Raw genomic sequence first — 25,985 nt, 5'->3', positions numbered from 1 at the left:
GCCACCTGCTGAATGGTTTCCTGCTCCTCCTGAATCACCTCCCGCTTCCCTGACTCTTGCTGGAATTGTCGCCGCCTTGCGGGGCGCCGGCTGCGTTTTTGCTGAGGAGGAGGCCCGGCTCCTTGTGGCCGAATCCTCCAGCCCTAAGGAACTGGCCCGTAGGGTGGAGCGGCGCTGCGCCGGTGTCCCGCTTGAATACGTCCTGGGCTGGGCCGGGTTCTCCGGCCGGCGGATCGAAGTAGGACCGGGCGTCTTTGTGCCCCGCCGCCGGACCGAGTTGCTTGTCCAGGTGGCGTTGGAACTGCTTGCCGTCGCCGGCCATCCTCCGTCCAGCACCGCTGCATCCAGTGTCGTGGTGGATCTCTGTTGCGGGTCCGCGGCGGTAGGTGCCGCCCTGCTGGCTGTATACCCAAACCTGGAACTCCACGCCGCGGATCTCGATCCCGCTGCAGTGGAATGCGCCCGGCGGAACGTCGGGCCGCTGGGCGGCCAGGTGCACGAGGGAGACCTGTTTGAAGCCCTTCCCGTTTCGCTCCGCGACCGCGTGCACGTGCTTGCAGCGAATGCCCCATACGTGCCCAGCGATGCCATCAGGACCATGCCTCCGGAGGCCCGGCTTCACGAACCCCGCCTTTCCCTCGACGGCGGGGCGGATGGGCTGGACATCCACCGCCTTGTGGCTGCCTCCGCTCCCGGGTGGCTTGGTCACGGAGGGCATCTGATCATTGAGACCAGCGAGCAGCAGGCAGCAGGAACGGCATCAATCGTTGCGGCCGCTGGCCTTGCTGCCAGGACTGTTCGATCGGAAGAACTGGACGGCACTGTAGTTATCGGGACCAAAGCGACCTAGCACCGCCCTGATATGACACCGTTGCGAACCTGGCTCCGCAACAGGGGACCCGTTCGCGAAGTGGGCAGGCGGGGCGAAGTGGACAGGCAGGGGAGGGGCGCACCCGGGCAGAGGGACGGCCCGGAGGGGCCGGGTCATTCCCGGGGGTGGGGGAGCGGTGGGGGTTTGAAGTAGTGGTTTTGCAGGGGCTTTTGGTGGGGGTCGATGTGGGGCGGAGGGATGAAGGTTGGGGTGCCGTGCGGGGTGGCGATTGTCCATTGTTCTTTATGAATGAGGTGGTGGTGGTAGCTGCAGAGCAGGACGCCGTTGTCGGTTGTGGTTTCGCCGCCGTGGGACCAATAGGTGATGTGGTGGGCTTCGCACCAGGGCGCGGGGATGGTGCAGTTGGGGAAGGCGCAGCCTTGGTCGCGGGCCGTGAGCGCCAGGCGCTGGGCCGAGGTGAAGAGACGTGTTTTGCGTCCGAGGTGCAGGATTTCGCCGTGGGTGCCCAGGACTGCCGGGATGATGTCGGCGTCGCAGGCGATTTTGCGCAGGCTGGTGGCGGCGGCTGGTCCTGTGAAGGCGAAGTTTCCGGTTCCGGGGCGGTCGGCCGTCGCCTGCTCACCGGTGCCCGTGCTGGCGGGGAAGAGGTCCCGGTAGTTGATGGTGGCGATGATCTGGGGGCGGTTGCCGCCTGTGATGGGCAGCTGGTTTGTGGTCAGGCCTGCTTTGACGGCGGAGACAAGCCCGTCGAGCTGTTGTTGGGGGCGCGTGCGCCGGTCCAGGTTGAAGTCAGGGTCCACGGTGGCATCCGGGTTGTCTGCCGGGACGTGAGGCTGGCTGCTGCCCGTGAGGTTTTCCGTTGGCTGGCCGGTGCTGATGCCGCTGCTGGTGCTGGTGTTGTGGATGGTAGTGCGGGGGTTGGTGGCCGTGTTCATGACGGTGGCGATGTATTCGTATTGGTCGGTGGTGGCGAATATTTCGAGGTGATGAAGGCCGTGGCGGGGCTTGCGGATGAATGCGCCCTGGGTGTGGCGAAGGGCTTCTTCTGTGGGCTCGGTACCGTCGGCGTCGATGGTGTCGGCCCAGCGGTGGGCCAGCCGGGCGAGGAAGTCGGGGTCCGCGGTCCTGGCGGCGGTGGTGAGATGGTGTTCGATGTGCTCGAGGGTTTCCGGCGTGGTGTGGTGCTGGAGCCGCTCGAGGGTGGCGGTGATGATGGTCGCGGCGTGTGAGGATACGGCCGGTGCTGCAGCTTCGCTGCCTGTGGGAGCGAGGGCGGCGGCGAGGTGGATGCGCAACGGCGGGACGGGTTGTCCGGTGAGGCTGCTGGCAGGCAGGACCTGGTGGGCGAGGGCAAGGCGGCGGCGGGCTTCGCGGATAGGGATGTGGAGCCTGAGCCTGAGGAACTCGGCGGTGTTCCGGCAGCCATCGTCGGCCGGGGACGTGGACGTCACCTGCTGATCCTGATGCCCGGCGGCAGGTACGGGACTGGTGGGGGAGGGCCAGTTGGCATCCGTTTCATTCACTGTCTCGACGCCGTTAGCGTCCCAGCCGGTGATCCGGCCTCGGCCCGGCCGGTCCGTTGTTGCCGCGCTGGCACGGGCCCTGCTGGTTCGGGCGGCGGCGGCGATGGCTTGGGTGCGGGTGCGGTCCACGGCACCGGCGGACTGGATTTGCAATGACTCCACACGACGGGAAAATTCTTCAATGTGGGCCGCGTAATGGGCCGCCTCTGCATAGTCCGCGGCTGTCAGGCACTCGGGTGCCGCGGCAGCCGCCGCCGCGAGCAGTGCACCGATCGCGGCCAGCCCCAGCGGGCCTTCAGCCGGGAGGGTAACCGAATCACTACCTGCCGCACCCGTGCCTGCCGCGCCGGTGCCTGCCGCGCTTGAGTCCGAGTGGTCAGTGGGAGCCGGGCGGGCGGGAAGGTGACTCAGCCGCCCGGGCCGAGCGCCGGCGTCGTGCGTATCAAACGGGCGGCGGCCCCGCGGCACAACCCGCGGAAGAGTACCGGCAGTGCTGCCGAACTCTGCAAACTGCTCCCCGATGGCCTCCATGGGACAACTCTGCCAAAGACCACCGACAAAATAGCCAGCCCGAAAGGCTATGTGGAAAACCCGCTAAAAGGGGTCGCCTGGCGTTCGGAATGGCGGTGGGAAGCCAAGAAATCATGGTGGGCGAGACGGTCCGTGGCGTCATTGCACTGGCTAGCTAATGCCCGGACGATGGAGCCATGGGCAGAAACCGCGGCCGGCTGGGCCGGCGATCGAAGGTCATCCTGGCGGTTCTGGCAGCCGGGGCTCTGGTGGTGGGGCTTGTCGTGTTCAAGCCGTGGCTGCTTTTCGTGGACGTGCGGGTGGACGAGCAACTTCCGATTGTGGCCAGCCAGACCACCCCACCGCAGCCTTCGCCCTCCGGCGTTCCGGGCGGGGACGCCGCCCAATCCCAGGCTCCTCCGGCGGCGCCTGCCGGGCCACGGCAACTAGCCGTGGGCACGCTCATCAGTCACGAACACACCACCACAGGCACTGTCCGGATCGTTGAACAGCCCGATGGCAAGAGGCTGCTGAGCCTGGAGAACCTGGACACGTCGAACGGCCCGGATGTCCACGTCTGGCTGAGCGCTGCCAAAGTGGTGGAGGGCACAGCCGGCTGGTTTACGGCAGGTTCCGCCGAGTACTACGACCTGGGCCTGATCAAGGGAAATCAAGGCAACCAGGTCTACGACATTCCTGCTGACGTTGATCTTGCACGGTACAAGTCAGTGGACCTCTGGTGCGTGCAGTTCAGCGTTTCCTTCGGCGCCGCTGACCTGGTCACCTGACGCCCTGAAAGCCTGTCTCTGCCAAGGCCCGGCAACGCAGGAATCATAAAAAGCTGCCGGCCGCCGCGTCCCCCAAGGATCGCGACGGCCGGCATGGCGCTTCAGTTGTAGCACAGGGAAGTCAATGCCCCCTTGTCAAGCGTGCTTTCCGCGTCATGATCTGACGCACAGTACTTCAGGCCTTCGAACCACCCTCATCGGACGTGGTTCCCAGGTTCGTTGTTTCCGGGTGGGTGCTGTGCGCGGGGATGTGGTCCTCGCCGAGGTCGCCCGCATCGTTCAGGGTTCCGGACGTTCCGGCTGCACCGGTTGCCCCTGCTGCACTAGGGTTTCCCGTCGCGCCCAGGTTGCCCGACGTTCCGGTGGTGCCGGAAGAAGTTCCGGTCCCCGTGGTTCCATAGCCGCCCGGGGTGGCGGTGCCTGTGGTGCCAGCGCCTGTTCCGGTGCCGGGTGTAACCGTGGAAGTGCCGGCGTCGGACGTTGCAGGCTTGCCGTCGCCCGAGGACCCGGAGGCACCGTCACGATGCATTGCAGAGCCAAGCACGGTCCCCGCCCGGCGTGCCGCCTCGGTCAGCTGGTCAGCCACTTCCGGTGCCTTTTCCTTGATGGCATCTGTGGCAACGTGAACCTTGTCCTGGACAGGCTTGCTGTCCCAGATTCCTGCGGCGCGTGCCTTGAGTTTGTCGTACGCAGCGCGCCCGGACCGGGATCCAAGGACGTACCCGGTAGCAATTCCGATACCCAAAAGAAGCTTGTTTTTCACGATGAACTCCTGCTCCGTGAGAAGGTTTTCTATTCCGGCCGGCCGGAAGGCCCATGGCCGGGAATATGAAAACCGGCCCGGGGGATTGTGTCCCCGGGCCGGTTTCCTGGCTTGCGGGCTAGGTTAGCCGCGCACGCTGCGCTTGGTGATCATGCCGTAGACCAGCAGCACGATAAGAGCGCCGCCGATGGCCAGCAGCCACGTCTGCAGCGAGAAGAACTCCTGCAGCCCGGTGCCGAAGACCATGCCGCCGATCCAGCCGCCGAGGAGTGCTCCTACGACGCCCAGAACCAGGGTGATGAGCCAGCCGCCACCCTGACGGCCCGGAAGGATCGCCTTAGCGATCGCACCAGCAATAAGTCCGAGAATCAGAAATGCAATAAATCCCATTTTTCGTTCCTCTTCCTAAATAAAGGAGGCCTCCGGATCCCGGAAGCACTTCATCCTTCTGACTCAATAGTAATCATGCTTACTATCTGTTTGCCAACCCCGGAAGCGGGAAAAAGTGCATTTCAGGGCTGTTTTAGTGCCCTGTGACGTCTGAATCGTTGCCAGCTCCGGGCCCCTCGTCCAGGATGGCCAATTCCGCTAGATCCTGCGGATCAAGGGCGAAATCGAAGATGTCCAGATTCTCCCTCATCCGGTCCGGATTCGCTGTTTTGGGAATTGTTACCAGTCCGTGTTGAACGTGCCACCGCAGTACCAGCTGGCCGGGCGTTTTGCCGTGCTTTTCGGCCAGCTGGGTGAGGATGGGCGCGTCCAGCAGGGCCGCCCCAGACCCGCCCAGCGGGCTGTACGATTCGGTGACAATTCCGTGCTTCTGGTGGAACTCCCGCTCAGCGGTCCGGGTCACCGCCGGCGTCAGCTGGATCTGGTTGACGGCAGGAACCACGTCAGTTTCTGCCATCAACCGCTCCAAATGGGCAGGCTTGAAGTTGGACACTCCAATGGAGCGCACCTTTCCTTCCGCCTGGAGCCGCTCGAACGTCTTCCATGTGGAGATGTACTCATCCCGCGCCGGCAGCGGCCAGTGGATCAGCAGGAGGTCCACGTAGTCCAGTCCCATCCGCTTCAGCGAACCCTCCAGCCCTTCCACCGCCCTGTCGTTCCCCTGGAACTGGCCGTCGAGCTTGGTGGTGACGAAGAGCTCGCTCCGGTCCACGCCGCAGGCACGGATGCCATTCCCCACCCCTTGCTCGTTGCCGTATTTCACGGCCGTATCGATGTGCCGGTACCCGGCTTCCACGGCCTGGACGACGGCGGCAGCGGCCTGATCGTCGTCCAGCGGCCAGGTGCCAAGACCTACCTGCGGGATGGAGTAGCCGTCATTGAGTTTGATCAGCGGTGCAAGTGTCATGAGAACAGTCTCTCCCGTCGGGCGCCGTCCTAGCTCCCAAAGGCCCGGAGAATGTTCCCGGCGTTGTAGTTCAGTACGGTCCAGGCGGTGTCTGAAACCTTGTCCGGGCCCTTCTGCTGGGCAAAGAAGTCCACGAACCGCTCCAGCGTCCGCGCAGCCTTCTCCGGGTCGCCGTCCTCAACGGCCTTCGCTGCCTGCCGCACGTTTTCGGTGAGCTGGCTTGCCACCGGGCCGGCGACATCCTTCGACTCCGTCAAGTCCTCCAGTGCGTGCTGCAGCGCCTTCACACTGCCCGGAAGCCAGGCGGCGCGCAGCGGCACATCATCAAACTCCATGTCGGAGGCGAGGTAGAAGTCGGTGTAGGAGGGCTGGTTGTAGGTGGTGTTCTGCCGGGCAACCTCTGCACGGTACTGCGGATCGTGCATCAGCGTGTACAGCTTGTGGTTGGTCACTTCGGTGCTGATGTACATCCGCAGGGCGGTGCTGTCCGCGGTCCGGACGAGCATCTCCTCCCGCCAGTCACCCACCACGTCCGCCACCAGGCTGGGTGTTCCCTTGGTGCCGTTGTTGGTGCGCGTTCCCTCCGCGGTCAGCAGCCGGCCGCGCTTCCAGTCATCAATGCTGGGGGTCTGGTCGCCGGAGCCGTTGATGATCTGCGTGGTCATGTCCGCTGCCCACTTGATGCTCATGTTGGTGCCGGGCTGGGATGCGGAGAGGTTGTCGCCGTCGGCTGACTGCATGCCGATGGCCCAGTTCTCGATGCCGGGCACGGCGGGGTCCACGTCGCCGATCATGCCCCGGCCGGTGTCCTTGCCCGAGTAGGCTCCGAACAGCACCTCCCCGGTGCGGGCATCCCGCATGGCGTAGCCGTAGGGTGCCCAGGCGCCGCCCTCGTGCACGGTGAAGATTTCCTTGCCGGGCCGGTGGGGGTCGATGTCCGTCACGTGCATGGCGTCGCCGTGGCCCAGCCGCGCCTCTTCGCCCGGCGTTGCGCTGCCCTGCGGCATGGTGTCGAACGAGCTGTACAGGACCGAGCCGTCGTCGTCGATCGTCGCGGAACCGTAGACGATCTCCTGCTTGCCGTCGCCGTCCACGTCCGAGGCGCTCAGCGAGTGGAAGCCCTGCGTGGTGAGCTTGCCGTACTGGGGGTCCGTGCCGTCGCGGCCGTGCGGGGAGTCATTGAACGGGTTGGTCATGGGCGCCCAGCCCGAGTCGAGGTTCCAGACCGGGGCGAGGTTGGTGCCGTCCCAGGTGTAGGTGGCCAAGGTGGTGCGGGTGTAGTAGCCGCGGGCGAAGACCGCTGCGGGCTTCTTCCCGTCCAGGTACGCGACGCCGGCCAGGAACCGGTCCACGCGGTTGCCCGGCTCGATACGGGCCATGGCGTAGTCGCCCCACATCAGGCCGTCGTCGTGCCGGCCCGGCTCGTAGGCCACCGTCTTCAGCTCCTTGCCGGTTGCGCCCTCGAAAACGGTGAGGTATTCCGGGCCGGAGAGGATGAAGCCCTCGAAGGCCCGCAGGTTGTTACGTCCGCTGCGGGAGGGTGCGTAAGCGCCCATGAAGTAGTCGGCCAACGCCTTGGCATCGGATGTGGACAGCGGGTACTGGTACTTCGGCGCGATGCCGAAGGCTTCCTCGAGGGTGGCGGGCCAATTGCCGGCCTTCACCTCTGGGTGCTCGCGCCAGCCCTGGAACATCTCCACCACGTGCTGGTAGTAGTCCGCGGCGCTCATCCGGTAGTCGTCCGTGTTGGCGTAGCCTGCTTCGATGTCCGACTGCAGGAGGGTGATGAACTGCTGGGACGCGACGCTGCCGTCCGCGTTGTAGTTGGCGCTCTTTGTCCCCGGCGCCGTCTTCATCATCATCTCTGCGCGGCCGTCGCCGTCGAAGTCGTTGACGAGCAGCTGCGTGTAGTGCGCGCCTGAGCGGATGTTGACGCCCAGGTCGATCCGGTGCAGGAGGGTGCCGTCCGCCTTGTAGGTGTCCACGTAGGTGTTGCCGGTGTAACCCACCTGCGAGACGTCTTTGGAGTTGTTGGGGTCCCACTTCACGATGAACTCGTATTGGCCGTCGCCGTCAACGTCGGCCACCGATGCGTCGTTGGCGGAGTACGTGTAGGCCTGTCCGGCCGGGGTCACGCCGTCGGCCGGCTTCTTTAGCGGAATGTCCTTGAAGTTTCCGCCCCAGGAGGTGGCGGTGGCGCTTTCGTCCAGTTCAACGCCTTCGACGACGGCGCGCACCTGGTACTTCGAGGCGGCGGTCCCGGAGGTGTCCAGGTAGTTGGTGCTGTCCGTGACCGTGGCCAGCTTCTGGCCGTCCCGGTACACGTTGAAGTCGGTGCCGGTGACGCCCGTGTCGGAAGAACCGGTGGCCTCGTGGCCCAGCAGCCGCCAGCTGAGGAAGACGCCCTCGGACGTGCCCGCTGCAACCAGTCCCCGGTCCAGGTGGTCCAACTGGACGGCCGGGTTGCCCGACTTGGGGGAGGGGCCGACGGCGGAGGCCGGGGCTGCGAGGCAGCCGAATGTCAGGGCCACGCCGAGGGCGCCGACGGACAGCAGGCGCAGGCTTGTCTTGGTGGGATTCATCGGTGAATCCTTTCAATTTGTGTCGGGAAAACGCTTCCCCAGTAACCTAGGGTAGGGGGAGGGGGTAAAACAAGCCTTGAAATCGCGTCCGAAGCACGCTATTTAGAACGTTGTAGAGAAGGAGTGGGCCGCCCCCTCACGGAACAGGTGCGAGGGGGCGTCCGGTGTGCCTGGTGCCTGGTGCCTGGGGCGAGCGCTACGCGCGGCTACGCGCCGCTGCGCGCCCAGGCCGTGAGCTTGTCGGTGAGCTCCATGTAGCCCTGGTCCACCACCTGCAGTTCCGGGTGGGAGTCATGCCATTGCACGATTTCCCGGGCGCCGTCGGCGAAGGGAATCGTGGCCGTGTAGTCCGGGACGAGGGCCTTGATTTTGGTGTTGTCGAAGATGACTGAGTGGGAGCGGTCGCCCAGCAGGTTGGCGCCGATCTCGGGGTTGTGTGCGGCGATGGTCTCCGATGCCACGTGGACAAGTTCCGGCTCCGCGATGCCCGCGGCCCTGGCGAAGAGCCGGTAGACCTGGTTCCACGGCAGGTACTCGTCGGACGTGATGGTGTAGCTCTCGCCCACCGCCTGGGGCAGGCCGAGCAAGCCGACGAAGGCCTTGGCGAAGTCCCGGCTGTGGGTCAGGGTCCAGAGCGAGGTGCCGTCCCCGTGCACCATGACCGGCAGGCCGGCGCGCATCCGGTGGATGTCCGTCCAGCCGCCCACCATCGCGATCTTGGTACGGTCGTAGGTGTGCGAAGGACGGATCACTGTCAGTGGAAAATCGTCGTCCCGGTAGGCGCGGAACAGCAGTTCTTCGCAGGCGATCTTGTCCCGGGAGTACTGCCAGAAGGGGTTTTTCAGCGGCGTGGACTCAAGGATCGGCAGCCGGGTAGGTGGTTTCTGGTACGCGGACGCGGAGCTGATGAAGACGTACTGCCCGGTCCTGCCCCGGAACAGGTCCAGGCCCGCCTGCGCCTGGTCCGGGGTGTAGGTGATGAAGTCGGCAATGGCGTCGAACTCCCGCCCGCCCAGCAGCTCCCGGACGGCCTGTTGGTCCCGGATGTCCGCGTGCAGGATCTCCGCCCCCTCCGGGGCCGGCCTGGTGGTCCTGCCCCGGTTGAGGATGGTGAGCCGGTGGCCCAGCCCGACGGCGCGTTCCGCTGCCGCCGTGCTGATCACCCCGGTGCCGCCGATGAACAGGATGCTCCGCGGCGCTACCGGCCCGGCTTCAGGATGTGGGATCACCACGCGTAATCCTCCGGGGCTGCCCGATGGCCCGGGAAGATGGCATCCAGTTGCTTCAGGGCGTCGGCATCCAGGGTGACGTCCAGCGCCCGGATGGCGGCATCCAGCTGCTCCTGGGTGCGCGGGCCCACGATCGGGGCCGTCACAGCCGGCTGGTGGAGGAGCCATGCCAAGGCGACGTCGCCGGGCTCGTGGCCCAGCTCATCGGCAAAGTCCTCGTATTGCCGGATCTGGTCTTCGTGCTTCTTCAGGGTTTCGGCCGCACGTCCCTCGGTGCGCCGGACGCCGTCGCGCTCCTTCTTCAGCACCCCGCCCAGGAGCCCGCCCTGGAGGGGTGACCACGGGATAAGCCCCAGCCCGTACTCCTGTGCGGCGGGGATGACCTCCAGCTCCACCTGCCGCATGAACAGGTTGTAGATGGATTGCTCGCTGACCAGGCCGGTGTAGTTCCGGCGCCGCGCGGCCTCCTGCGCTTGGGCAATATGCCAGCCGGCGAAGTTGCTGCTGCCGGAATAGAGGATCTTGCCCTGCTGGACTGCCACTTCAATGGCCTGCCAAATTTCGTCCCAGGGGGTATCCCGGTCGATGTGGTGGAACTGGTAGACGTCGATGTAATCCGTCTGCAGCCGCTTGAGGCTCGCGTCCAGGGCGCGGCGGACATTGAGGGCGGACAGCCTGGACTCATTCGGCCGGTCCGTCATGGTGCCGTAGAGCTTGGTGGCCAGCACCGTGTGTTCGCGGCGCTCGCCGCCCTTGGCGAACCAGCGCCCGATGATCTCCTCGGTCCAGCCGCGGTGCCCCGCGCCGCCGTAGACGTTGGCGGTATCGAAGAAGTTGATGCCGTTCTCATGAGCGGAGTCCATGATGCTGTGTGCATCGGATTCCTCCGTTTGCGGCCCGAAGTTCATGGTGCCCAGGCAGAGGCGGGAGACCTTGAGGCCGGACCGGCCCAGGTGGGTGTATTCCATGGAGAGTCCTTTCAGCGTTTGGCGGTTGCGTCGGCTGGAAAGCCGCTATAGCTGGGTGAAGGAAGCGACGGCGGGATCGGAACCCAGGCGGGCGCCCGACTCGAGGGCGCTGATGGCGGAGAGTTCGTCGTCGGAGAGCGTGAGGGACGAGGCGGCGAAGTTTTCCCGTATGCGTCCGGGGTCCACGGACTTGGGGATGACGACGTTGCCGGCCGCCAGGTGCCAGGCGAGCACCACCTGGGCAGTGGTGGCGTTGTGGGCGTTGGCGATGGAGGTGACGGCGTTTCCGTTGAGGTCCGCGCCCCGTCCCAACGGACTGTACGCCTCCACCTCGATCCCCAGGCTCCGGCACTTTCCGGCGAGCTCTGCCTGCTGGTAGCTGGGATGGAGTTCGATCTGGTTGACGGCTGGGACGATTTCGGCGGACTCGAGCAGGGTGTCCAGGTGCTCGGAGAGGAAGTTGGAGACGCCGATTGCCCGGATCTCGTTGTTCTCGTACAGCCGCTCCATCTCCTTCCAGGCCTGGACATAGAGGCCCTGCGACGGAACCGGCCAATGGATGAGGTAAAGGTCGATGTAGTCCAGGTCCAGCGCCTTGCGGCTGTTCTGGAAGGCCTCCTGGGCACGGCCCTGCTCGCCGTTGCGCAGCTTGGTGGTGATAAAGATGTCCTCCCGGGCGATGCCGGTGGCCGCAATGGCAGCGCCGACGCCTGCCTCGTTTTGGTAGGCGGCGGCGGTGTCGATATGGCGGTAGCCGGCCTCCAGTGCGTCCTCGACGGTCCGCTGCGTGTCTTCCGGCGGGACTTGGAATACGCCGAAGCCAAGCTGGGGGATGGTGACTCCGTTGTTCAGTGTCAGCTCTGACATTGGTGCTCCTTGCAGGTGCTGGGGCTAATGCTGGAATGGGTGCCGTTTGCTCGACGCTGAGAAAGCGGTTTCCGCTGGCTCTGTTCTGAGCCTATGCATTTTTTGCCAGCAAGTCAGCAGGTAAGGATGATCCTCTTTTTCCTAGGACTGCCAGTCCTACCTTCGTTGTAGAAGGTGCGGGGAACGCCGGGCACAATGGTCACCATGGGTCAAAGCGCCGAATTCGGAAAATTCCTCAAAGCCATGCGGTCACGGCTTAGTCCGGAAGTGGCCGGAGCCGGTTCCACTCCAGGGGCGCGCCGGGTTCCCGGGCTGCGGCGCGAGGAGGTGGCGCGGCTGGCCGGAGTCAGCACCGACTACTACGTCCGGCTGGAGCAGGGCCGCAACATCCATCCCTCACGGACGGTGCTCGACGCAGTGTCGCGGGCGCTGCGGCTGGACAGCAGCGAACACGCCCACATGCTGGATCTGTTGGAGAACTGCGCCGGGACGCCCCGGCCGCCGGGGTCCGCCGTGCAGGGCGTCCGGCCGGCGCTCCGGCACCTCCTCGATGCAGTGGGCGACGTGCCCGCCATGGTCCTCGGCCGGCGCAGCGATGTGCTGGCCGGGAACCGGATGGCGTTCCTGCTCTTTGCGGACTTTCCGGCCCTTCCGGCAGCGGAACGCAACCTCACGCGCTGGCTTATCCTCGATCCCGCGGCCCGGGAGCTGTTCCGGGACTGGAAAACGGTGGCGGCGGAGGCAACCGGAGCGCTCCGGCTGGACGTGGGGCGGCACCCGAACGATCCGCAGGCCAGCCAGCTGGTGGGCGAGCTCGCGGTCCACAGTGAGCACTTCCGGCAATGGTGGGCGGGACACCGGGTGGCGACGCGGTCGGCGGGCACCGTCCGGCTGCACCACCCGGCAGTGGGGGACCTGGAACTGAACTTTGAAAACCTCGCCCTCCCGGATGACCCCGACCAGATGCTGCGGGTGTATTCCGCCCGGCCCGGCTCGCCGTCGTCGGACGCGCTTGCCCTGCTGGGCAGCATTGGCGCGCCCGGGGCCGGGCAGCAGGGGCAGGGAATTGACGCCGCCCCCGCATCCCACGAGACCGAGGAAGTTTAGGTCCGGCGGGGCGGCTGTACATTTGTCCAGAGCAGGGCGGCAATTCTGGCCAGCCGCCCATTGGTGGGGTGGGATGCTCTTCCTAGGCTGGAGGAACAAACTCTTCGCTCCCCAAGGATGGTCTCAAAGATGAAACGCATCGCCCTGCTGAAGGAACGCCAGGCAGGTAACGCCGGCAACGCCTCGTCCACCGCCACCGGCTCGCACTGCCCGGTATCCGGATTGTGGAGCCCCGACCACGATCCCCACACCGTGCTGTCCTTCTTCGAAGGACATGTGTTCCCCGCGTTCGACGGCGTCCCGACGGTGTGGCGGCGGCGTCCTTCGAACATCGCCTCGGCCAACTAGGGCCACCTTAAGCGCGGACTGGCCCGCAGTTGGCGCCTAAACCCATTGGTTTAAGTGCGCCGCTGCGGGCCAGTCGCGGGGGATTTAGTGTTCCTCGAGGCGGAAGCCGATCTTCATTGTGACCTGCCAGTCGGCGATCTTGCCTTCCTCCAGGTGTCCGCGGATCTCCTTCACCTCGAACCAGTCGAGGTTCCGCAGCGTTTGGGAGGCCTTGGCGATCCCGTTCCGGACGGCGTCGTCCACACCCTGATCCGACGTGCCGACAATTTCAGAAATGCTGTACGTGTGGTTGGACAACTTCGCTCCTCGTGATCATCGTTGCTCCCGGTTGCGGGCCGTCCTTGAAGACTAGTAGGACTTCCGGAGCCTTGACCAGCCTTTATCTGCATCCGCCCGCACAGGCTGGATCAGAACAGCAGGCCGGAACCAGCACCACGGTCAACCCGTTCCCGTGCCGCCGGGGCAGGTTCAATCGGCAGGTGTGGCCCGGGTGTGCCCGGAACTTCCGGTGTCAGTGTTTGGCCCGGATTGGCCGAATTGTAGACGTCGAGGACCCTGACATGCCGTCCGTTGACCCACGTACCGTCCTCATCGATGCCGGTGCCACCGAAGCCCCTGATGATCCGGTCAGGGGAAATGCCCCCGGCCAGCTCAAAGGTGTTGTTCCGCGCGATGATGCTCGACTCCACCCCGGCGCCCCATGAGTACTGGTAACGGTCAGGACTGGTCACCCGGTACACGTTGTTATAGACGTGTGCCTGCCCGAAGCGGACCCGGGGCGCCCGCTGCTCCAGATTGACCAGTTCGTTGTGGTGCAGGGTGACGCGGAGCTTGCCCCGGTCCCCGGTGGCACCGTCCCCGTTGCCCCACAGCAGCGATTTGTCATGCCCCACCATCCTGCTCCACGAAATGGTCACCAGGTCTGCCTGGCGGACGACGTCCAGGAGGCCGTCGTGCCGCAGGAAGGGCTCACCGAAGTACTCGGGCTGTTCCGCGTCGGCTGTCCCACCGTCATCAAGGGTTAAGTGGTCCAGCCAGACGTGGGTGGATCCCGAAACCACGAGGTTGTCCCATTCGGTCTTCCAGGTGTCCCCGTTCCAACCGGGGAAACAGTCATAGGCGTCGGAAAGCCGGAGATTGCGGACAATCACGTTGTCCACCCGGTCGATATTCACGGTGAAACCCGTGAGCTGGACGTTGCCCAGGCCAATGATGGTTGTGTTGGCACCGACGTCCATCCTGATCTGCTTCTGCTGGTTGGCGCTTGATGCCTTGCGGGCATCCTCGAGGGGACCGGATGCCTTCCCGCTCCAGTGGGCGGGGTCGAATGCCGCGAGGTAGGCGTCCAGGGAATAGCCATTTACGGCGTAGTCCTCGCAGGTGATGGGAGTGCTGTCAGAAGCGGTATTTGCGTTGATGTCCCCCTTGACGTACACGATCTTGGGCTTGTTTCCGGCCACTGCTGCGGCGAGCTCGTCCCTCGTTGAAACTTCATGCACGTCTTCAGGCGCTGCGTTGGCACCGCCGGTGGTGCCGCCGTTAAAGGACGCCCAACCATCACCCGCGGCCAGGGTCTGCCGACCGGGATCGGCGGGTGTGGATCTGGCTTCATTGACAGGCGGCGCCGGTGCGGGAGCGGCCGCGGTGAGGGCGATGGCGGCGGCGATCGCGATAGACACGGGTGCAGTAATCACCCTTGGGCCCCCTTGGAGTTGTGCCTGCCGGCCATCTCAGCGCATTCCCGCCGGGGTCCAGCCACCCAGGAAGGCTTCCTTGGTGAACCTGGCCGCGTCTGCGTCCGAAAGCTGCGGGTGGAACTCGTTGACGTAGGCGCCGGGCCCGGTGTTGTTGTACTCGGCGAACCGGCCTTCCGTCCACGCATGGCCGCTCATGTCCGCCCAGCCCTGGACGGCAATGTGGTTGCCGAGGACCGAATCCCGGATGACGGCCATCGGGTGCGCGTCCGGGTCGCTGCTGGCAAACCACGGACGGCCAAGGCTAACCGTGCCCGGTGCGGCGTTGGAGGTGAGGTTGCTGTTGGTGATCAGGAAGCCGTAGGGGTTTGAGTTCTTGGTGCTGGGGGCCACAACGTAGCCGTTGTTGGTCGCGCTGCCGCGGTCCAGGGAATGGATGGTGCAGCCGTCGAACACGGCGGTGCCGCGGCCGTAGAGAAAGTCCACGTCGCCTTCGATGTAGCAATTTTTCAGGTAGGTCCGTGCGGTGACGTCACGTCCGGCTGTGTCCGCAAGGTACGTGTCCTGGTTGCCCAGGAAGCGCGTACCGTCGAACGTGACGCGATCGCCGATGGAACGGACGGCAAGCGCCTGGCTGTTGCCGTTGGCTGCCTCGTCATAGGTGTTCTCGACTGTCAGGTTCCGCACCGTAGTATCGGCCGCCTGGATGGTCATGGTAGGGCTGCCAGCCGTTCCCCAGGTGCCGCCGAAGAACTTTACGCCCCCGGCCGGGGTGTCGTAGGTGATGACGACGTCGGCCGGGTTGGCTGTTGCGCCCCGGATGGTGAGGTTGGGGCGGTCTGCCCAGACGTTCACCACTTCGCGGTAGGTGCCGGGTTTGACGGTGATGGTCCGCGGTTGGGTATTGCCGGCAGGAATGGAACCGATGGCGGCCTGCAGGCTGCCGAAGTCTCCGGTGCCGTCCAAGGCAACGGTGATTTCCGCCGTCGTATTGGGGGCGTTGTTTGTCCGCGGCCCGGCTCCGGCGCTGACAATCTCAGGGATGCGGGCGGCGTCGTCTTCCTGGTACGGGTAGAAGGCAGCGGGATCGAAGGCGGCGCCCACGTTGTCCTTGCGGCCGCGGGTGGAGTTGAAGATGTTGTCCCGGTTGACCACCTCCGTACCCGGGTCCTTGGCCACAACCGGGTCCTGCACGGCTGCGAAGTAGTTGCCTTCCAGGACCACCTTGGCCGCGTTCCGGCCCATCATGCCGTACTGGCCGATGTCCTGCAGGTAGTTGTTGTAAACGTGGGCGGCGGCGGTGTTGTCCAGGCTGAAGTTCCGCTGGGTGGTGTTCCGGATCCAGTTGTGGTGGATGGTCATGCGGGTGACGGCGTTGGCGGTCCAGCCCACGCCCAGGGCCTTGTTGTTGTCCGCGAAGACGTTCCAGGAGTAGGTGAGGAAGTCAGAGTCCTTGCGCGTGTCGATCAGGCCGTCGCCCATGCGTTCGAACTTCATGTGGTCCACCCAGACGTGGTGGCTGGTGTCCAGCTGGATGCCGTCCCGGTCATTGTCCGGGCGCTTGCCGTCCCAGTCGCCCGGAATGTAGGAATCACGGACGGTGAAATTCCGGAAGATGACGTTGGAAACGTTGATGAGCTTGAATCCCGCGTTCACCACCTCGGCTCCGGCACCCACCCCTATGAAGCTTTTGTTGGCTGCGACGGGGATCTTGACGTACTCGGCGGCGTGCAGGGAACCGTCAATGAAGATCACCAGCGGCTCGGGCGAGGAAGCAAACTCCTGCAGCTGGGCAATGGTGGTTGCCGTGACGATTTTTCCCGCCTGTCCGCCGGTGGTTCCGGGAAGCCCGTGGCCGGGCAGCGACGCGAAGCCGTCCGGAGTCTCCTTCCACAGTGCGTTGGGGTCCAGCGCGGCTGGGTCCTTCGTCCCGGGTTTCGGTGCTGCCGGCGCGGCGGGAGCGAGGGTGCCGCCGGCCGTAAGGACAGGGGCGGCGGTTGCCGGAACAGGTGCCAGCCCGCCAAGGATGACGACGGCGGTTGCCGCGCCCAAGAGACGTAGCAGACTCATGCAAAACTCCTTTGTTCTGGTTCCAGGCAGCCTCCAGCCCGGACGTGGCAATTAGGGGTATTCGTGATGCGAGCGGAAGCGGGCGGCCGTCTATTTAAGGCCGGTGGTGGCGATGCCGTTGATGAGGTACTTCTGGCCGGCGATGAAGAAGCCGATGATCGGGGCGATGGAGACCACGGACATGGCGAACATGGGGCCCCACATGCTCTGGCCCTCCGAGTCCATGAAGGCCCGCAGCGCCAGGGGAACCGTGTACAGGTCCTGGTTCTGGATATAGAGCAGGGGGCCGAAAAACTCGTTCCAGGTGGAGATGAAGGTGAAGATGGCGGTGGTGGCCATGGCGGGGACGCACAGCGGCAGGATGACCCGGAGGAAGGTGCGGAACGGGCCGCATCCGTCAATCTGCGCGGCATCGTCCAGCTCCTTTGGCAGCGCCTTCATGAACTGGACCATCAGGAAGATGAAGAACGCGTTGGTGGCCATGAAGTTGGGCACGATCAGCGGCAGGTAGGTATCCAGCCAGCCGAGCTGGGAGAAAATGATGTACTGCGGTACCAGCAGGACGTGGCCTGGCAGCATCAGCGTGCCCAGCATCAGCGCGAAGAACAGCTTCCTGCCCGTGAACTCCATCCGTGCGAAGGCATAGGCCGCCAGCGCGCAGGAGAAGATGTTGCCGACGATTGAGAAGACCACCACGATCATCGAGTTGAAAAGGTAGACGTGGAAGGGCTGGTCCAGGGCCGTCCAGCCCTGGACGTAGTTGCTGAAATCCCAGTTTTCCGGCCACAGTCCCAGCTGCCGGAAGATGTCGTTGCTGGGCTTGAGGGAACTGGAGATCAGCCACAGCAGCGGATACAGCATCACCAGGCCCACCAGGCAAAGGATCAGGTGCCGGGAGAACCTGGTGCCCGGCGTTCCGGCCAGGGCGTCTTCGGGATCCGCCTGCCTGGCCGGCTTGTCTTGCTTGCGCTTTGTCGGTAATTCGAGGAGTGCCATGGGATTGCCTTAGTTGTCGTAGAAGACCCAGAACTTGGATGCGATGAAGTTGATGGCCGTGAAGATCGCAATGATCATCAGCAGTAGCCAGGCCATCGCCGAGGCATACCCCATCTCGAATTCGGTGAAGCCCTTCTGGTAGAGGTACAGGTTGTAGAAGAGCGTGGAATCCGCCGGCCCGCCCGTGCCGCCGCTCATCACATAGCCCTGCGTGAACGTCTGGAACGAGCCGATGAGCTGCATGATCAGGTTGAAGAAGATGATGGGGCTGATCAGCGGAATGGTGATGCTGCGGAACTGCCGCCACCGGGATGCACCGTCGATCGACGCGGCCTCGTAGTACATGGCGGGGACCTGCCGCAGGCCTGCCAGGAAGATCACCATGGGCGAGCCAAATGTCCACACGTTCAGCACGATGAGGGTGCTCAGCGAGAAGTCCGGATCGGTGACCCAGGCCGGCCCCTGGATGCCGAACAGGCCCAGGAATCCGTTGACGATCCCGTCATTGCCGAAGATGTACCGCCACAGCATCACGATGGCCACGCTGCCGCCCAGCAGGGACGGCAGGTAGTAGACGGAGCGGTAGATGGAAAGCCCTTGCAGGCCGCGGTTGAGGACCAAGGCAATCACCAGGGCGACGGCCAGCGAAATGGGCACGGAAACGAAGGTGTAGATGAAGGTGACCTTCAGAGACTGCCACAGCCGCGGGTCCTCGGCCATCGCCTGGAAGTTTGCCAGGCCTACGAAATTCGGCTCCATGAACAGGTTGTAGTCCGTGAATGCCAGGGACAGGGATGCAAAAAACGGGATGATCGTGAACAGCATGCCCAGGAACCACGGCAGCAGGAACAGGTAGCCGGAGCGCTGGTTCTTCCGCCGCGGCGTTCCGCGGGAAGGGCGTCCCGGTGCGCCCGCGCCGAGGGCGGCGGCCGCACCGGGGGCTTGCTTGGTCAGCACTGACATCCGTCAGGCTCCTATCTGGTTCGGGGATGCCGGCAGGCGGACGGAGTGGCCGGACCTACTTGTTGATTGCTGCATTGCTCTTCTCGAGGAAGGTTTTGGCGGCGTCCCCGGGGGTAATCCGGCCGAACTCGACTTCGGTGGCGAGCTGCTTAAGGGTGTCCGCCACAACGCTGGCCCCCTTGGGGTAGACGTATGCCGGGGCCAGTTCGTCTTCCTGGATGGCGGCCACCATGTCCACGAAGGCGGTATCGTCCTTGCTGAGTTTTGGTTTGATGGCCTCCGCAACCTCCGGATTGATGGGGACGCCGCGCTGGGTGAGTGTTTCCGCGGCTCCGTCTGCATCGTTGACCAGGAAGTTCAGCAGTTTTGCAGCCTCCTTGGGGTGCTTCGACTTGGCCGCGATGGACCAGAGCATGCTGGGGTCCGCCGAGTAGCCGCGGCGCTCCTGGGTTGTTTCGCCGGGCATCCGGAGCAGGACCACGTTGCCGCCGGCAGCCTCGTTGTAGGCCTTGTAGTTGTTGATCGGAATGATCTGGGAAGCGACGGTTCCCTTGGCCAGGTAGGATTGCGCGGCGGAACCGCCAATCTGCTCGAAGAAGCCTGCCGGCGGATAGCCGCCGGCTTCCCGCAGGTCCACGCTGTACTGGAACCAGTCCCGGATGGTTTCCTCGCTGACGCCGAGCTTGTTGTCCTTGGTGTAGAAGTCCTCGCCGCGCTGCCTGGCGAACAGGATGGGGCCTGTTTCGGTGGCGACGTCGTAGCCTGCCCCGTAGACCTTGCCGCCGGTCTTCTGCGTGACCTCGGTGGCGAACTTTGCGTAGTCCTCCCAACTCCACGTCTTGTCGTCCGGGATGGTGACGCCGGCCTGGTCCGTGATGGTCTTGTTCACCACCATGCCGATGGTGGTCACGCCGGTGGCCAGGCCGTAGAGCTTACCGTCCACCTCGCCCCGGCTCTGGATGGCATCCGGGATGTTCGCCAGGTCGAGTTCCGGCATGGACCGAAGGTCTGCCAGGGTGCCGCGCTGGGCGTACTCCAGCAGGCTTCGGTTTGCCATGTTGAGCACGTCGGGAGGATTGCCGCCGGCGAAGCGGGTGGCAAGCTTATCCGCGTAGGGGCCGCTGTCCTGGTATTCGCTCTTGACGGTGATGCCCGGGTTTTTCTCTTCGAAGACCTTGATGGCTGCGTCGGTCATCTTGGCCCGGTTGGCGTCACCCCAGTACACGAAGTTGAGTTCCACGTTGCCGCCGGCCGCGGGGGCTGCGCCGCCGCCGCAGCCACTCAGGGCCAGCCCGGCTGCTGTTACGGCCGCCCCCAGGAACATCCTGCGGGGCATCCCGGCGGTTGTTGTCTTCTTCATCGAATGACGCCTCTCTGTTGCTGTCCTCGGACGGAGCATGATGTGCATTTGTACGGAAACTTTTTCTGCTTCCGGAAGGAGTGCCGACCCTGGCTTTCTTGGTGAAGGGGAAAGTGGCAGGCAGGAGAAATACGTGAGTAAACGATTTCTAGCAATGCTGTCATGTGACTGTCAACACTTTTTTAGAAACTGATCTGCATTCAGGACAGAAATTTTCCTTAGCTCTTGCCGTTTGTTTTCGGACTGCTTATGCTGATCTGCATTCCCGCAAAACCACGCGTCCGGAAGGAGGTCTCATGGCGCTTGATGCACCTGATTTGGAGGCCGCGGTGGGCCATCGCAGCGGACGAAGCCTTCCGCCGTCGAGTTCGCCGCGGCCGTACCACCACCCGGTCCGGTCGCTTGCCGGCACCACGCTGACCGCGGCGGTGCCGGAGGACCATCCGCACCACGCCGGGCTGTCCATCGCCTTCTCGGATGTCAATGGCACCAACTTTTGGGGCGGCTCCACCTACACGTCCACGGATGGCCCGGCCAGGCTGTCCAACCACGGGTGGCAGGAACCCTCCGGCTGGAGCCGGACAGCCGGCGGGGCGGACGGTTCCGTCACCTGGTTTTCCGAGCTAGGGGTGAAGCTGGCCACGGAGCACCGAAGTATCCGCTGCTTCCGGCACCCGGCCCCGGGCACATGGAGCCTTTCCATCCGCTCGGTGCTGCTTCCCGCCGGCGGCGTCGCGCAACTGGAGGTATCGTCGTCGGCCGTCAAGGGGCGTGTGGGCGCAGGTTACGGCGGGATCTTCTGGCGCTTTGCCGAGGACTGCGCCGAGCCAACAGTCTTCTCGGCCTCGGGTGGCGGTGCGGCGGCAGCCCACGGAAGCCGGTCATCCTGGCTCGCCATCAGCACAACCCTGGGCGGATCCCCGGCGAGTGTTGTCCTGGCCCAGGAAAGCAGCCGCCCCTGGTTCCTGAGGACGGACGGCTACCTCGGTGCCGGCCCGGCCGTTGCCTGGTCCGAAAAGGCTGTGGTCAACGCCGCAACTCCCTTGGTGCAGGCCCTCCACGCCGTGATCCACGACGGCCACCTTTCCACCCCGGTCCAGGCCCTTGAACTCCTCGAGCACCACCCCGAACTCCAGACCTCCCGCCCCGACAGGACGCCATGACATCCCGCAACGCAGTCCCCGTGTACACCAACCCCGTCCTCAACGCCGACTGGCCGGATCCGGACGCCGTCCAGGTCCGCGGCGTCTACTACCTCATTGCCTCCAGCTTCAACCGCGTGCCGGGACTGCCCATCCTGAAGTCCCGGAACCTGGTGGACTGGGAACACGCCGGACATGCACTGCCGCACCTGCCCCAAGGCAGCCACTACTCCCTTGTCCGCCACGGCGGCGGAGTGTGGGCACCTGCCCTGCGGTACCACGACGGCCGCTTCTGGATCTTCTACCCGGATCCGGACCACGGCATCTTCGTCCTGAGCGCCGAAAAGGCGGAAGGCCCGTGGACGGCCCCGCATCTGCTGTATCCCGGACGCGGGCTGATCGATCCCTGCCCGCTGTGGGACGACGACGGCCAGGCATACCTCATCCACGGCTGGGCGAAGAGCCGGATCGGCATCAAGAACCGGCTCACGATCCACCGGATGAGCCCGGACGCCAGCCGGCTGCTGGACGAAGGAACCCACGTCATCAATGGTGACGAGCTCCCTGGCTATACAACGCTGGAGGGGCCAAAATTCTACAAACGGGACGGCTGGTACTGGATCTTTGCCCCGGCCGGGGGTGTGGCCACCGGCTGGCAGTCGGTGTTCCGGTCCAGGTCACCCTTCGGTCCCTACGAGGGCCGGCGCGTGCTGGAGCAGGGAAACACTGCGGTCAACGGGCCCCACCAGGGTGCTTGGGTGACGTCGCCCCGCGGCGAGGACTGGTTCCTGCATTTCCAGGACCGCGGGCCGTACGGACGGGTGGTCCACCTCCAGCCGATGGGCTGGGATGAGGACGGCTGGCCCTGGATGGGCGCGCCGGCGTCCGACGGCGGCCCGGGCACCCCGGTGACCAGCCACCCCTACCCGGCGGGTACTTCGCCCAGGGACGTGGCGCCGCCCGCGAGCGACGACTTCACCTCCCCTTGGCTGGGACCGCAGTGGCACTGGCAGGCCAACCCGCGTGACGCCTGGTGCTACCAGGGTGGCGGCGGGCAACTGGTCCTGCGGCCGCAGGCCAACGATCCCGTGAACCTGCGGGAGCTGCCCAATGTGCTGGCACAGATCCTGCCCGGTACACCGTCTACGTTCACCACCTCCCTTGAACTGAGGGACGTCCCGGAAGGAACGCGCGCCGGCGTGGTGGTGCTGGGCCAAAGGTACGCCTGGCTGGGCATCGTGCGGACCGCCGAAGGCTACGTCCTGGGTGGTGGCACCGGGGGAGAGGGCCCTGCTGAACAGGCGATGGGACGCCGGACCGTGCTGCCCGGAGCCAGGATCGAACTCCAGATCCGCACGGACGGAACGCCACGGTCAACCTTTGCCTGGCGGTCAGGCCCGGGCGATCCCTGGGAAGTCCAGGGCTGGAACTTCGAGGTGATGGAAGGCAAGTGGATCGGCGCCGAACTTGGCATCTTCACGGCGTCGCCACTGGGTTCCCGGGAAAGCGGCAGTGTTATCGTAGGACCCGTGCGGGTGGAGACCGCGCCCGTCAGGCGCGCCACTGCTCCGCAACTCGCCGCCGCAACCATATGACCCCAAGGACTGCTCCGTTGACCGCCACCCCGCGACCCAAAATTGCCGACGTCGCGGCGGCCGCCGGGGTCTCGGTGCCCACCGTGTCCAAGGTGCTCAACGGCCGTACCCACGTCTCGGAAGCCACCCGGGCCAAGGTGCAGCGGGCGCTGGAAGAACTGGACTATTCCAAGCCCAGCACCCCTGCCGCCCAGCCCGGGATGCTCCAGCTGGTGGTCAACAACTTTGATTCACCGTGGATCTTGGAAACCATGGCCGGCGTCGAGGCCGCTGCGGACCGGCTGGGCTACACGGTGTCCTACGCCCGGGCTGACCACTCCACTCCTGACCGCTGGCGGAAACTGCGTGAGCCATCCGTAATCCGTTTGGACGGGGTGCTCCTGCTGGCTCCCCGCAAGGGGTCGCGGCTGGTCCGCATGGTGCGGACGCTCAAAATCCCGGCGGTGGCCATCGACGCCGAAAGCGCCGGGGAGCTGCCCATCCCCAGCGTCAGTCCGGCGTCGTTCTCCGGCGCGCTGACCGCCGTCGGACACCTGCTGTCCCTGGGGCACAAGCGGATCGGCATCATCACCGGCCGCAAGCACAGTCCCGGCCACGGCCGGGCCAGGTACGCCGCCTACGCGGCGGCGCTGCACGAGGCGGGCCTCCCGGTCCTGCCGGAGTTGGTGCGCGACGGCGACTTCAGCATCGAGTCCGGCATGCGGCTCGGCTCGGACCTGCTGGACCTCCCCGAGCCGCCCACGGCGATCTTCACGGGCAGCGACCTCCAGGCCATGGGCGTGATGAACGCAGCAGGGCAGCGATCCCTGCGTGTGCCCGAGGACCTCAGCATTGTGGGGTTCGATGACATCGCGCAGGCGGCGCTGATGTCTCCGCCGCTCACCACGGTCCGGCAGCCGCTTGCCCAGCTGGCAGCCATGGCCGTGGGCATCCTCACGGAACAGCAGGACCAGCCGGGTGCCATGGCGCCCACCGCCCTTGAAGTGGCCACCGAGCTGGTGGTCCGCGGAACCACGGCCCCGCCCGCCCCCTGACCCTCAGGAGTTTTTGTCCACGTATGGCGATTTCGAGGGCGGCAAAGTCGCCATATCTGGACAAAAACTCCACGGTTGGGGGCTAGGATCGAGCAATGATCGCGGCCTCCCTCTTTTTTGCCTTCCTGGCGGCGGCGCTCCACGTCTTCATCTTCACGATGGAGTCGCTGACCTGGACCCGGCCGGCCACCTGGAAGCGTTTCGGCCTGGCATCGCAGGCCGACGCCGAGACCACCAGGCCGCTTGCCTTCAACCAGGGTTTCTACAACCTGTTCCTGGCTGCCGGGACTCTCATCGGCATAGCCTGCGTTGCGCTGGGGTCCGAAGGCTCGGCGCAGTCCGTGGCGGGCTGGACCCTGATTTTCGCCGGCTGCAGCTCCATGCTGCTGGCTGCCCTGGTCCTGGTTTCGACCGGCCGGAAGTACCTCCGGGCCGCCGCGACCCAGGGGACCTTGCCGTTGGTCGCCGTCGTCCTCGGCCTGCTCGGACTGTTGGCCTAGCCCGGGGCCGGGCCCGTCCCGCCGCAAGCCCATCCGTCCCTTCAACACCATCCGCAACAGGAGCAGAATGGTGCTGTGACCAGCGTCAGGATTCCGCAGGCCCGGTAATAGGCGGCACAATGAGGCACGCAAGGGATTCGCGGCCGGTTGCGCCGGAGGGCCGCGACGCCGTCATCGACCTTGTGCGCTTCGTCTGCCTGGCCCTGGTGGTGGTGGGCCACTGCATGATGGTGAGCCCCGTCCTGCATGCCGACGGGACGGTGACCACGCAAAACACGCTCGCCGAGCAGGACTGGTTTGTTCCGGTCATCTGGATCTTCATGGTCATGCCGCTGTTTTTCGTCACCGGCGGCATGACCGGCCTGCAGTCCTGGCGGCGGCTCAGCAAGGGCGGCGGAACGGCGTCCCAGTTTGTCCGGGCGAGGCTCCTGCGCCTGGTACGCGCCGCCACCGCGCTGCTGGTGGTGATGTTCGGAGGCCTGGGCGCGGCAGGGCTGCTGGGTGTGCATCCGCAGGTGCTCCAGCTGATGGCGGCCGGCGCGGGGATGCCACTGTGGTTCCTGGCCGCCTACCTTGCGGCCCAGCTGAACATCCCGCTCCTGGCCGCCCTGCACCGCCGCGCCCCCTGGCTCACTTTCGGAGCGCTGGTTGCGCTGGTGATAGCGGTTGACTGCCTCCGCGGGGCGCTTCCCGGTCTGGCGCACGCCAATCTGGTGTTCCTGTGGTGCGCCGTCCAGCAGGTGGGGTTCCTTCTGGCCGACGGCCACTGCTCCAGGATGTCGCGTTCCGGGCTGCTTGCCCTTGCCGTGGGGGCCAACCTGGTCCTCGGTGCCGTGACGGGTGTGGGACTGTATCCGGGCAACATGCTGGTCAACCTCAACCCGCCCAATCTCTGCCTGCTCCTGCTGGGCATCTCGCAGGCGGCCCTCCTTGAGCTGGCGCGGCCGGTGCTGGTCCCGGTGTGCTCGGTGCGGTGGGTCAGCAGGCTCATGATGGTCGCGGGAAGCCGCTCCCTCACGGTGTATCTGTGGCACCTTCCCCTGCTGGTCGGAATGTCAGGGCTGCTGCTCCTCACTCCGTTGCCCAAACCCGCTTCAGGCACGGCGGAGTGGTGGTGGGCAAGGCCCCTGGTCCTCTTGGCGCTTATCCTCCTGCTGGGAGCCGCCGTGCTGGCCTTTGGCCGCCTGGAGGGACGTCCGACGACGGTTCCCGGCACCCGCTGCCGGCCCGCGCGGGTGGCGGCCGCCGTCGTCGTGGTCTTCCTTCCAGTGGGGGCCGCGGCCTTCAGCGGCCTCTCGCTGGGGCTGCTGGGTTTTGGCGCAGCCTGCTTCGCCGCTGCCCTAATGCTGTTGCTTTGGCATTGCCAGCGGGGTGAAGTAGTGCCAGTGTCAAACCATGACCGAGAACACGATGTCCACCGAGGATAGGTTCACCCCCGACGTCACCCTGCGGCGCAACGATGCGCAGCACCGCTACGAGCTGCTGGTGGGGGGCAAACTGGCCGTGCAGTCGTTCTTCCGGGACCTGCCCGGCCACATCGACTTCACCCACACCGAAACCAGCGAGGACTTCGAGGGGCGTGGCCTGGGCAAGGTGCTGGCCCACTTTGCGCTGGACGACGTCGTGGCTACGGGCAAACGCATCATTCCGCACTGCCCGTTCATTTCCGGCTACCTGCGCAAGCACGAGGGCTACGAACAGTTTGTTGACTGGCCGGAGGGGTAGCCGCATGGCTGCATCCTGAAGAGCCCCACCGC

General features: G+C 65.4%; 24 protein-coding genes. 10 read left to right on the top strand and 14 right to left on the bottom strand.

Annotated elements, in window-relative coordinates:
- The first annotated feature begins 76 nt into the window (after positions 1-76).
- On the top strand, positions 77-850 hold the full coding sequence (locus tag AC5RUO_RS15335; protein ID WP_494011819.1) for a putative protein N(5)-glutamine methyltransferase: 774 nt from the start codon (positions 77-79) through the stop codon (positions 848-850).
- Between the two features lie 134 nt (positions 851-984).
- Here AC5RUO_RS15335 and AC5RUO_RS15330 read toward each other — a convergent pair whose 3' ends face one another.
- Positions 985-2,886: an HNH endonuclease signature motif containing protein gene (locus tag AC5RUO_RS15330; protein ID WP_494103961.1), complete on the bottom strand. Its 1,902-nt coding sequence runs from the start codon at positions 2,884-2,886 to the stop codon at positions 985-987.
- Between the two features lie 176 nt (positions 2,887-3,062).
- On the opposite strand from AC5RUO_RS15330, the gene AC5RUO_RS15325 reads away from it, so the two are divergent.
- Positions 3,063-3,653, top strand: a complete 591-nt coding sequence (locus tag AC5RUO_RS15325) for a DM13 domain-containing protein (RefSeq protein ID WP_494103960.1) — start codon at positions 3,063-3,065, stop codon at positions 3,651-3,653.
- Between the two features lie 175 nt (positions 3,654-3,828).
- Here AC5RUO_RS15325 and AC5RUO_RS15320 read toward each other — a convergent pair whose 3' ends face one another.
- From AC5RUO_RS15320 to AC5RUO_RS15290, 7 genes are all read right to left on the bottom strand, one after another.
- A complete protein-coding gene (locus AC5RUO_RS15320) occupies positions 3,829-4,416 on the bottom strand; it encodes a hypothetical protein (RefSeq protein ID WP_494011770.1) in 588 nt (195 codons plus the stop codon).
- Positions 4,417-4,539: 123 nt separating this feature from the next.
- Complete coding sequence (locus AC5RUO_RS15315; protein ID WP_494011769.1) at positions 4,540-4,806, bottom strand: GlsB/YeaQ/YmgE family stress response membrane protein; 267 nt, start codon at positions 4,804-4,806, stop codon at positions 4,540-4,542.
- Between the two features lie 133 nt (positions 4,807-4,939).
- Complete coding sequence (locus tag AC5RUO_RS15310; RefSeq protein WP_494103959.1) at positions 4,940-5,773, bottom strand: aldo/keto reductase; 834 nt, start codon at positions 5,771-5,773, stop codon at positions 4,940-4,942.
- A gap of 29 nt (positions 5,774-5,802) precedes the next feature.
- Positions 5,803-8,355 carry a rhamnogalacturonan lyase gene (locus AC5RUO_RS15305; RefSeq protein ID WP_494103958.1) on the bottom strand — a complete coding sequence of 851 codons (2,553 nt, stop codon included), beginning with the start codon at positions 8,353-8,355 and terminating at the stop codon, positions 5,803-5,805.
- Positions 8,356-8,561: 206 nt separating this feature from the next.
- A complete protein-coding gene (locus AC5RUO_RS15300; protein ID WP_494104034.1) occupies positions 8,562-9,584 on the bottom strand; it encodes an SDR family oxidoreductase in 1,023 nt (340 codons plus the stop codon).
- Complete coding sequence (locus tag AC5RUO_RS15295; protein ID WP_494103957.1) at positions 9,581-10,552, bottom strand: aldo/keto reductase; 972 nt, start codon at positions 10,550-10,552, stop codon at positions 9,581-9,583. Before AC5RUO_RS15295 ends, AC5RUO_RS15300 begins: the two co-directional genes overlap by 4 nt.
- Before the next feature lie 45 nt (positions 10,553-10,597).
- Positions 10,598-11,419 (bottom strand): aldo/keto reductase, encoded by an 822-nt coding sequence (locus AC5RUO_RS15290; RefSeq protein ID WP_494011765.1) that lies wholly within the window; start codon positions 11,417-11,419, stop codon positions 10,598-10,600.
- A 204-nt stretch (positions 11,420-11,623) separates the two neighbouring features.
- On the opposite strand from AC5RUO_RS15290, the gene AC5RUO_RS15285 reads away from it, so the two are divergent.
- On the top strand, positions 11,624-12,526 hold the full coding sequence (locus tag AC5RUO_RS15285; protein WP_494011764.1) for a helix-turn-helix domain-containing protein: 903 nt from the start codon (positions 11,624-11,626) through the stop codon (positions 12,524-12,526).
- Positions 12,527-12,655: 129 nt separating this feature from the next.
- On the top strand, positions 12,656-12,874 hold the full coding sequence (locus AC5RUO_RS15280; RefSeq protein WP_494011763.1) for a hypothetical protein: 219 nt from the start codon (positions 12,656-12,658) through the stop codon (positions 12,872-12,874).
- Between the two features lie 84 nt (positions 12,875-12,958).
- Here the strand turns inward: AC5RUO_RS15280 and AC5RUO_RS15275 are convergent, their stop codons facing one another.
- The 6 genes from AC5RUO_RS15275 to AC5RUO_RS15250 form a co-directional block, all read right to left on the bottom strand.
- Positions 12,959-13,171, bottom strand: a complete 213-nt coding sequence (locus tag AC5RUO_RS15275) for a dodecin (protein ID WP_009357757.1) — start codon at positions 13,169-13,171, stop codon at positions 12,959-12,961.
- A gap of 110 nt (positions 13,172-13,281) precedes the next feature.
- A complete protein-coding gene (locus AC5RUO_RS15270) occupies positions 13,282-14,553 on the bottom strand; it encodes a pectate lyase family protein (RefSeq protein ID WP_494011762.1) in 1,272 nt (423 codons plus the stop codon).
- A gap of 51 nt (positions 14,554-14,604) precedes the next feature.
- Positions 14,605-16,638: a pectinesterase family protein gene (locus tag AC5RUO_RS15265; protein ID WP_494011761.1), complete on the bottom strand. Its 2,034-nt coding sequence runs from the start codon at positions 16,636-16,638 to the stop codon at positions 14,605-14,607.
- 90 nt (positions 16,639-16,728) lie between these two features.
- A complete protein-coding gene (locus AC5RUO_RS15260; RefSeq protein ID WP_494011760.1) occupies positions 16,729-17,634 on the bottom strand; it encodes a carbohydrate ABC transporter permease in 906 nt (301 codons plus the stop codon).
- A gap of 9 nt (positions 17,635-17,643) precedes the next feature.
- Entirely contained in the window at positions 17,644-18,597 is a 954-nt protein-coding gene (locus AC5RUO_RS15255; protein WP_494011759.1) for a carbohydrate ABC transporter permease, read from the bottom strand.
- Positions 18,598-18,652: 55 nt separating this feature from the next.
- The gene (locus AC5RUO_RS15250; protein WP_494011758.1) at positions 18,653-19,957 is read right to left on the bottom strand and encodes an ABC transporter substrate-binding protein; all 1,305 of its coding nucleotides are present in this window, start codon (positions 19,955-19,957) and stop codon (positions 18,653-18,655) included.
- 296 nt (positions 19,958-20,253) lie between these two features.
- Here AC5RUO_RS15250 and AC5RUO_RS15245 point away from each other — a divergent pair, with 296 nt between their 5' ends.
- The 6 genes from AC5RUO_RS15245 (at position 20,254) to AC5RUO_RS15220 (ending at position 25,953) form a co-directional block, all read left to right on the top strand.
- On the top strand, positions 20,254-21,120 hold the full coding sequence (locus AC5RUO_RS15245) for a DUF6807 family protein (protein ID WP_494011757.1): 867 nt from the start codon (positions 20,254-20,256) through the stop codon (positions 21,118-21,120).
- Entirely contained in the window at positions 21,117-22,694 is a 1,578-nt protein-coding gene (locus tag AC5RUO_RS15240; RefSeq protein ID WP_494011756.1) for a glycoside hydrolase family 43 protein, read from the top strand. The genes AC5RUO_RS15245 and AC5RUO_RS15240 overlap by 4 nt, the downstream gene beginning before the upstream one ends.
- A 17-nt stretch (positions 22,695-22,711) precedes the next feature.
- Positions 22,712-23,728 carry a LacI family DNA-binding transcriptional regulator gene (locus AC5RUO_RS15235; RefSeq protein WP_494103956.1) on the top strand — a complete coding sequence of 339 codons (1,017 nt, stop codon included), beginning with the start codon at positions 22,712-22,714 and terminating at the stop codon, positions 23,726-23,728.
- Positions 23,729-23,823: 95 nt separating this feature from the next.
- Positions 23,824-24,228 (top strand): DUF1304 domain-containing protein, encoded by a 405-nt coding sequence (locus AC5RUO_RS15230; protein WP_494011754.1) that lies wholly within the window; start codon positions 23,824-23,826, stop codon positions 24,226-24,228.
- A 119-nt stretch (positions 24,229-24,347) separates the two neighbouring features.
- Positions 24,348-25,655, top strand: a complete 1,308-nt coding sequence (locus AC5RUO_RS15225) for an acyltransferase family protein (RefSeq protein ID WP_494103955.1) — start codon at positions 24,348-24,350, stop codon at positions 25,653-25,655.
- Positions 25,624-25,953, top strand: a complete 330-nt coding sequence (locus AC5RUO_RS15220) for a GNAT family N-acetyltransferase (protein ID WP_494011752.1) — start codon at positions 25,624-25,626, stop codon at positions 25,951-25,953. The genes AC5RUO_RS15225 and AC5RUO_RS15220 overlap by 32 nt, the downstream gene beginning before the upstream one ends.
- Positions 25,954-25,985 lie beyond the last annotated feature (32 nt).

The sequence above is a fragment of the Arthrobacter sp. Y3221087 genome (genome assembly GCF_059089905.1).
This window is presented reverse-complemented; position numbering and strand designations above follow the sequence as displayed.

Bases quoted from the DNA above. Each gene is read 5' to 3' on its own strand.
- AC5RUO_RS15330 (WP_494103961.1), bottom strand. From the start codon at position 2,886: ATGGAGGCCATCGGGGAGCAGTTTGCAGAGTTCGGCAGCACTGCCGGT.
- AC5RUO_RS15325 (WP_494103960.1), top strand. From the start codon at position 3,063: ATGGGCAGAAACCGCGGCCGGCTGGGCCGGCGATCGAAGGTCATCCTG.
- AC5RUO_RS15315 (WP_494011769.1), bottom strand. From the start codon at position 4,806: ATGGGATTTATTGCATTTCTGATTCTCGGACTTATTGCTGGTGCGATC.
- AC5RUO_RS15310 (WP_494103959.1), bottom strand. From the start codon at position 5,773: ATGACACTTGCACCGCTGATCAAACTCAATGACGGCTACTCCATCCCG.
- AC5RUO_RS15305 (WP_494103958.1), bottom strand. From the start codon at position 8,355: ATGAATCCCACCAAGACAAGCCTGCGCCTGCTGTCCGTCGGCGCCCTC.
- AC5RUO_RS15295 (WP_494103957.1), bottom strand. From the start codon at position 10,552: ATGGAATACACCCACCTGGGCCGGTCCGGCCTCAAGGTCTCCCGCCTC.
- AC5RUO_RS15290 (WP_494011765.1), bottom strand. From the start codon at position 11,419: ATGTCAGAGCTGACACTGAACAACGGAGTCACCATCCCCCAGCTTGGC.
- AC5RUO_RS15285 (WP_494011764.1), top strand. From the start codon at position 11,624: ATGGGTCAAAGCGCCGAATTCGGAAAATTCCTCAAAGCCATGCGGTCA.
- AC5RUO_RS15280 (WP_494011763.1), top strand. From the start codon at position 12,656: ATGAAACGCATCGCCCTGCTGAAGGAACGCCAGGCAGGTAACGCCGGC.
- AC5RUO_RS15265 (WP_494011761.1), bottom strand. From the start codon at position 16,638: ATGAGTCTGCTACGTCTCTTGGGCGCGGCAACCGCCGTCGTCATCCTT.
- AC5RUO_RS15260 (WP_494011760.1), bottom strand. From the start codon at position 17,634: ATGGCACTCCTCGAATTACCGACAAAGCGCAAGCAAGACAAGCCGGCC.
- AC5RUO_RS15255 (WP_494011759.1), bottom strand. From the start codon at position 18,597: ATGTCAGTGCTGACCAAGCAAGCCCCCGGTGCGGCCGCCGCCCTCGGC.
- AC5RUO_RS15250 (WP_494011758.1), bottom strand. From the start codon at position 19,957: ATGAAGAAGACAACAACCGCCGGGATGCCCCGCAGGATGTTCCTGGGG.
- AC5RUO_RS15245 (WP_494011757.1), top strand. From the start codon at position 20,254: ATGGCGCTTGATGCACCTGATTTGGAGGCCGCGGTGGGCCATCGCAGC.
- AC5RUO_RS15240 (WP_494011756.1), top strand. From the start codon at position 21,117: ATGACATCCCGCAACGCAGTCCCCGTGTACACCAACCCCGTCCTCAAC.
- AC5RUO_RS15230 (WP_494011754.1), top strand. From the start codon at position 23,824: ATGATCGCGGCCTCCCTCTTTTTTGCCTTCCTGGCGGCGGCGCTCCAC.
- AC5RUO_RS15225 (WP_494103955.1), top strand. From the start codon at position 24,348: ATGAGGCACGCAAGGGATTCGCGGCCGGTTGCGCCGGAGGGCCGCGAC.
- AC5RUO_RS15220 (WP_494011752.1), top strand. From the start codon at position 25,624: ATGACCGAGAACACGATGTCCACCGAGGATAGGTTCACCCCCGACGTC.